Here is a 5,158-nt window from a genome sequence, read left to right as displayed (position 1 = left end):
CTGCGCGCCGGGATCCCCGCGCTGATCCTCTCCGTCGACGTCAACCAGATCCTCTGGGGAGCTCAGGTGAAACGGCGCCTCAAGGTGGGCACGCACCGCCGCCTGTCGGCCACTAGCCGGCGATCGCTCGTCGCGGACCTGCAACGGATCCTGGCGCCGGAGTATGCAATCCGCGCCCGCGAACTTGCCGGCCGGATGACTGCAGCCGCCCAAAGCGTCGCGACAGCCGCAGATCTCGCCGAAGACTTCGCCAGTTCGAGGCGGTTGACCTAGTTGCCGGCGGAACGTCGAGTGTCGACGGCCTCGGCCAGGGTCGGCCAGCGGTAACACACTCGGGCAATCTTGTCATCCGCGTTGCGGCCTTCGGTGGCCTGATGTCGCCGGGTTAGTGTGCGTAGGTCGGCTTCCGTGAACAGGCCGACAGAAAAGTTGAGCAATCCATGACAGCAGCAACCGAAGCGTCGGCACTCGAAGCGCGGGTCGGCCACTACTACCGGATCGAAGACACTTACCAGGTCGGCCGCGAGAAACTACGCGAGTTCGCCCGCGCCGTGCAGGACTATCACCCTGCGCACTGGAAACTCGACGCCGCCGCTGAACTGGGATATCCGGACCTGGTGGCGCCGCTGACGTTCACGTCGGCCCCGGCCATGGCCGCCAATCGGCATTTGTTCGAATCGGTGGTCATCGGTTACGAGATGTACCTGCAGACCGAAGAAGTCTTCGAGCAGCACCGCCCGATCGTGGCCGGAGACGAACTGCACGTTGACGTCGAGCTGTCATCGGTGCGCAGGATCGCCGGCAGAGACTTGATCACCGTGACCAACACGTTCACCGATACGGCCGGCGAGCGGGTGCACACCCTGCACACCACCGTCGTGGGCGTCACCGCCGAGGATGTCGATCCGGCGATCAGAAGCGTCGCGGAAAAGGTGATGATGCACGATGTGAACCTCGCCGGCATCGACTATTCCGAGGAGGACTACCAGAAGACGGTGCGCCCGGCGGACGAGGTTCGGATCGCCCACGCCGGCACCACCCGCACCCCGGGAACGCCGTCCTTCGATGACGTGAAGGTCGGCGACGAGTTACCGGTCCACCACGCACGACTGTCGCGCGGCGACCTGGTGAACTACTCCGGGGTGGCCTGCGACGCCAACCCGCTCCATTGGGACGAGAACCTCGCCAAACTGGCGGGCCAGCCCGACGTGATCGCCCACGGAATGCTCACCATGGCGTTGGGTGCCGGATTCGGCTCGGCATGGTCAGGCGATCCCGGTGCGGTGACCCGCTACGCGGTGCGGCTGTCCCAGCCCGTGGTCGTGTCGGCCACCGAGGGTGCCGACATCGAGTACAGCGGCCGGATCAAGTCACTGGACCCGGAAACCCGCAGCGGAGTCGTGCTCGTCGGCGCGAAGTCGGCTGGCCGCAAGATATTTGGCCTGGCGACGTTGAACATCCGTTTCCGCTGACGCGCTCAGACCACTAAATTCGCTGAGCGGATATGTTTCGAACACATGTACGACGGCTATTACGTCCGTCGGAGGTGATCGAGACATGAGCGACGAGTTGCAACAGGCGCCGAACGAGACGGCGGAAAAGGACACAGCCGACTGGGTCACGGGCGACGAGCCGATGACGGGACCGCAGCGGAGCTACCTGCAAACGCTGGCGCAGGAGGCAGGGCGTGAGGTCCCGAATGATCTGACCAAGGCCCAGGCATCCGACCTGATGGAAGAGCTGCAGCAGCATACCGGGCGCGGCGGTAGAGGACCGCGGTCGCAGCTGAACTCAGCCCGCTTGGTCGCCGATGAACTCTAGCCCGGCCCGAATAGCCGGGCGATGGCGCAGGATTCGGTAATGAGCCAGTCGACCGAGCCCCCGCGTGGTCAGTAATCGTGCGCCTTGCCATGACAATGCGAGCCGCTCACTCGCGGCATAAGGGCTGTCCGGGTCGTCGGGATCATGGATGAGAAGCAGCGGCGGGTAATTGGCTCGTTGACCGATCCGCGTCATGTTCGTCTCGTGCAACGGCATGCCGATTCGTTTTTCCAGACGGCGTTGCAGGCCGGCGCGGATCCGGCGACCGAAGCCGTGCCGTGCGGCGAACAGGTCAAGATAGAGACGGAAATCGCCCATGGGCGCCAAGAAGACCAAACGCCCAACAGGTGCGCCCTGCGCCGCCGCCAACGCAGTCGCGTTCGCACCGAGTGAGTGAGCCACCACCGCGTGGGCGGGCCCGTGGGTTTCGATCATCGCCGCAACGGCGTCGGCGCACTCGATGGCAGTGGTACGCCCGGGCGCAAGGGCACCCGGGTCAGATTCGTTGTGGCTAGGCAAGTCGAATGCGATGACGCGGTACCCAGCCTCCACCAGCGGTTTGACGAACACTGCCAAATGCGCGCGCTGCCCGCCCCAACCATGTACCAGATATATCGGTGTCCCCTCGCCCCATTCCTCACCAGCTATCCGATGCCCATCCCAATAAGCTTCCAGCGGCCTGCCCGGGGCCACACCTGGTGGCATGCGCAGGTCCGACTCGAGAACCGGTGGGGTGCACCACAACTCGACTGCCCACCGCGATCCCAAAGAGGGCGCCAACCGCTCGAGCAGCCAAAAAAGTCGGCGCACTCGGGCAGCGACCGGGGGAAGGACTCCGGAGCCGACGATATCGAGCGGGGCGAGCTCGCCAGGCTGTGCTTGCGGCGACGCCGGTCCTGGTGCTCCTCCGGTCATGAATCGCGATCATAGGTAGGCAACACGCACCGACTATAGCTGCGCTACACCGTCTGGACTCGAGCGGACAAGTCCTCAGCCGGCGGGCTCATGCACAAGCGATGTCGCCTGTGGATGGCAGTGCGCGCTACTTCGGCTTACCTGCTGCTCCGATTGACGAAAGGTAGTCACTACGACGCGCGGGCGGCTGGCCGCGATCTTCCATGAAGGCGCGAAACCGCTCCAGAAGCGTTGGCCCGCAGCGCGATCCGTGCTTGATGGGGCAGTGATCTCAATAGGACCAGGGGTAGACAAACAGCGGCCCGGTGATGCCGGATGTGAGGAACCATGCCACTGCGCACAAGATCAGTAGCTGGATCGCCCAAATCAACAAATGGGTCCGGTGCGCCGAATGCAACTCGAACCGGATGACGTTGTTGAGCCTGGCGAGATCGCCGGCACTCAGGAACACCTTTCCCGTCCCGACCCTGAGCATGTAGCCGCTCGTCCCGCTGGGAACATCCACGCGGACGAGATGGATTCGATTCCCATCGCGGTCTCGCAGGCCGATGAGGCTGGTTAGCTCCGAGTGTCCCACAGTATGCCCACTTAGCTTGCGTTCTGGCCGCCTGCTGTTGGAAACCTCACGCTACTCCGCGTCACAATTGCGCACAATACTCTGTCCCACAGGCAATTTCGTTGCACTGATGTTGTTCACTAGCACGCGTTCCGAGTGGCCTTGCACGCGGTGGCCTGCTGATCTTCGCTGCAAAACGCCAGCTCAAGCCGATTTAGCTTCGATCTTTAGTTCTCAGCCTGCACGGCGGATAATGATCGCTCTACCTAGGGGTTTGCGGGTTTTCACCGAAGTGGCGGACGCGCACCCGATGAACTTCTTGGACACCGCATCGACGGCTCACGATTCGACCCGTGCGGCCGCAGCGGCCGCTGCTGCCTCGGACGCAAGACGATTCCGCGAGTACGCCCGCGCCCTGTTCGAATATCAGCCGCCCGAGGGCGGCCCCGGCCTGACAGATGACGAGCTCATCATTCTCGGACGGACCATCGGCATCACGGATCCCTCCTTTGCCAGTGAGATCTAGGAGGGCACTTCAGTGCCTGCACGACCCGACCGGTCGGGTGTCGCGCTGACCTGTTTGTCGGGAAGACATCGAAGACGCCGGACAAGAGCGCGCTGAACCGAACTCCGAACGAGCGATTGCCAAGTTCCATTTTCGCTACATCGTTGAGCCACCGCCGAATGGGACGGCATAACGCGCCGAGGTTCGTTATCACCTTCAGGCACAAGGCGATTCGCTTTATCTGCAGTCACCCGGGCATGCGGCGACGCTGGCAGCGCGCCTAGGGTAGCGCTGGCGTTGTTCTCTAGTTCTTGATGGAAACCCGTCTCCGTAGGGGTGACGCCAGGGCGGCCGCGACCACACCGGTCAGTGCCGCCGCCGAGGGCTTCGGTGACCAGCGCAAGGCGGACACGGCCCAGCCGAGCGGCTTGTCGAGCTGCGGATCCGAGCCGTTATGGTTCGTGACCGTCTACGAGTGATTCTTCGACTCGGCGAAGATGTCGAGCATCGCCGGCAAGAACGCCTTCATGTCCTGTGGCCCCCGACTCGTGACGAGGTTGCGGTCACGCACGACCTCGCGGTCGAGCCAGTCGGCGCCGGCGTTCACCAGGTCATCGCGGATTCCCGGCCAGGAGGTCAGGGTGCGCCCATTGAGCAATCCTGCCGACGCAAGCACCCACGGACCGTGACACAACGTGACGATCGGCTTGGCCCCGTGGTCGAACGCGCGGACAAAATCCCGCGCCGCCGCCGACTGCCGCAGCAGGTCGGGGTTGATGAAGCCGCCCGGAAGCAGCAGTCCGTCGTAGGCGCCGGGGTCGGCCTCGGTGACAACCTTGTCCACGCCGACTCGGCTGGCCGGCATGTGCAGATTCACCCCGCGGATGCGACCGGGGCGCAGCGACACAACATCGACCTTCGCGCCGGCCAATTGCAACGCGCGCAACGGAATTACCAGTTCCACTTTCTCGAAGCCGTCGGCTGCCAACACAGCTATTTTTCGGCCCGAAAGGCGTCGTGCCTGTGACATCGTGCTCTCCTGTCGGTTATGGCGCTTTAAGCGCCGGTTTACCTGTGCCTCGGCCCTCAACGTGCCTGTCCTGCTACGGCCGGACCGATCCGGGGGCGCCGCCACAACTCCCAGACCAACCGGCAAGCTCCGATGCCGGCGAGCAGGCCGAGCGCTGCGAGGGCGGGCATATGCAATAAGGCAGGCAGGGTCGCCGCCGCGGCTACTCCGGTGACGGCGCGGTCGGCCGGCGCCTGCCCGTGGTCGCGCCACCGGTAGGCGACGTCAGCGAAGTAGAACAGTGCCATGCCGCCGGCCAGTGCGATCGCGGACAGCAACGGCAGCCGGTGAG

General features: G+C 64.3%; 6 protein-coding genes and 2 pseudogenes. 4 read left to right on the top strand and 4 right to left on the bottom strand.

Annotated features, from left to right (window positions below; translation table 11 throughout):
- From A9W96_RS32080 to A9W96_RS06915, 3 genes and pseudogenes are all read left to right on the top strand, one after another.
- Positions 1-273: pseudogene (locus A9W96_RS32080) on the top strand (glycosyl transferase family 1); the annotation flags it as partial.
- A gap of 167 nt (positions 274-440) precedes the next feature.
- Positions 441-1,472, top strand: a complete 1,032-nt coding sequence (locus A9W96_RS06920) for a fused (3R)-hydroxyacyl-ACP dehydratase subunits HadA/HadB (protein WP_066873359.1) — start codon at positions 441-443, stop codon at positions 1,470-1,472.
- A gap of 85 nt (positions 1,473-1,557) precedes the next feature.
- The gene (locus A9W96_RS06915) at positions 1,558-1,821 is read left to right on the top strand and encodes a DUF3072 domain-containing protein (RefSeq protein WP_067138589.1); all 264 of its coding nucleotides are present in this window, start codon (positions 1,558-1,560) and stop codon (positions 1,819-1,821) included.
- On the opposite strand, the gene A9W96_RS06910 is transcribed toward A9W96_RS06915, so the two are convergent.
- Together A9W96_RS06910 and A9W96_RS06905 are read right to left on the bottom strand one after the other, a co-directional pair.
- The gene (locus tag A9W96_RS06910) at positions 1,792-2,736 is read right to left on the bottom strand and encodes an alpha/beta fold hydrolase (protein WP_067138586.1); all 945 of its coding nucleotides are present in this window, start codon (positions 2,734-2,736) and stop codon (positions 1,792-1,794) included. The genes A9W96_RS06915 and A9W96_RS06910 overlap by 30 nt on opposite strands.
- Positions 2,737-3,007: 271 nt before the next feature.
- Positions 3,008-3,211, bottom strand: coding sequence for a hypothetical protein (locus A9W96_RS06905; RefSeq protein WP_156749219.1), 204 nt, complete (start codon positions 3,209-3,211; stop codon positions 3,008-3,010).
- A 391-nt stretch (positions 3,212-3,602) separates the two neighbouring features.
- On the opposite strand from A9W96_RS06905, the gene A9W96_RS06900 reads away from it, so the two are divergent.
- Entirely contained in the window at positions 3,603-3,818 is a 216-nt protein-coding gene (locus tag A9W96_RS06900; protein ID WP_156749217.1) for a hypothetical protein, read from the top strand.
- A 448-nt stretch (positions 3,819-4,266) separates the two neighbouring features.
- On the opposite strand, the gene A9W96_RS06895 is transcribed toward A9W96_RS06900, so the two are convergent.
- A complete protein-coding gene (locus A9W96_RS06895) occupies positions 4,267-4,827 on the bottom strand; it encodes a type 1 glutamine amidotransferase domain-containing protein (protein WP_197499428.1) in 561 nt (186 codons plus the stop codon).
- Positions 4,828-4,883: 56 nt separating this feature from the next.
- Positions 4,884-5,158 (bottom strand): annotated as a pseudogene (locus A9W96_RS32075) (low temperature requirement protein A); the annotation flags it as partial.

Source organism: Mycobacterium sp. 1245852.3 (genome assembly GCF_001669335.1).
GTDB lineage: Bacteria > Actinomycetota > Actinomycetes > Mycobacteriales > Mycobacteriaceae > Mycobacterium > Mycobacterium europaeum_A.
This window is presented reverse-complemented; position numbering and strand designations above follow the sequence as displayed.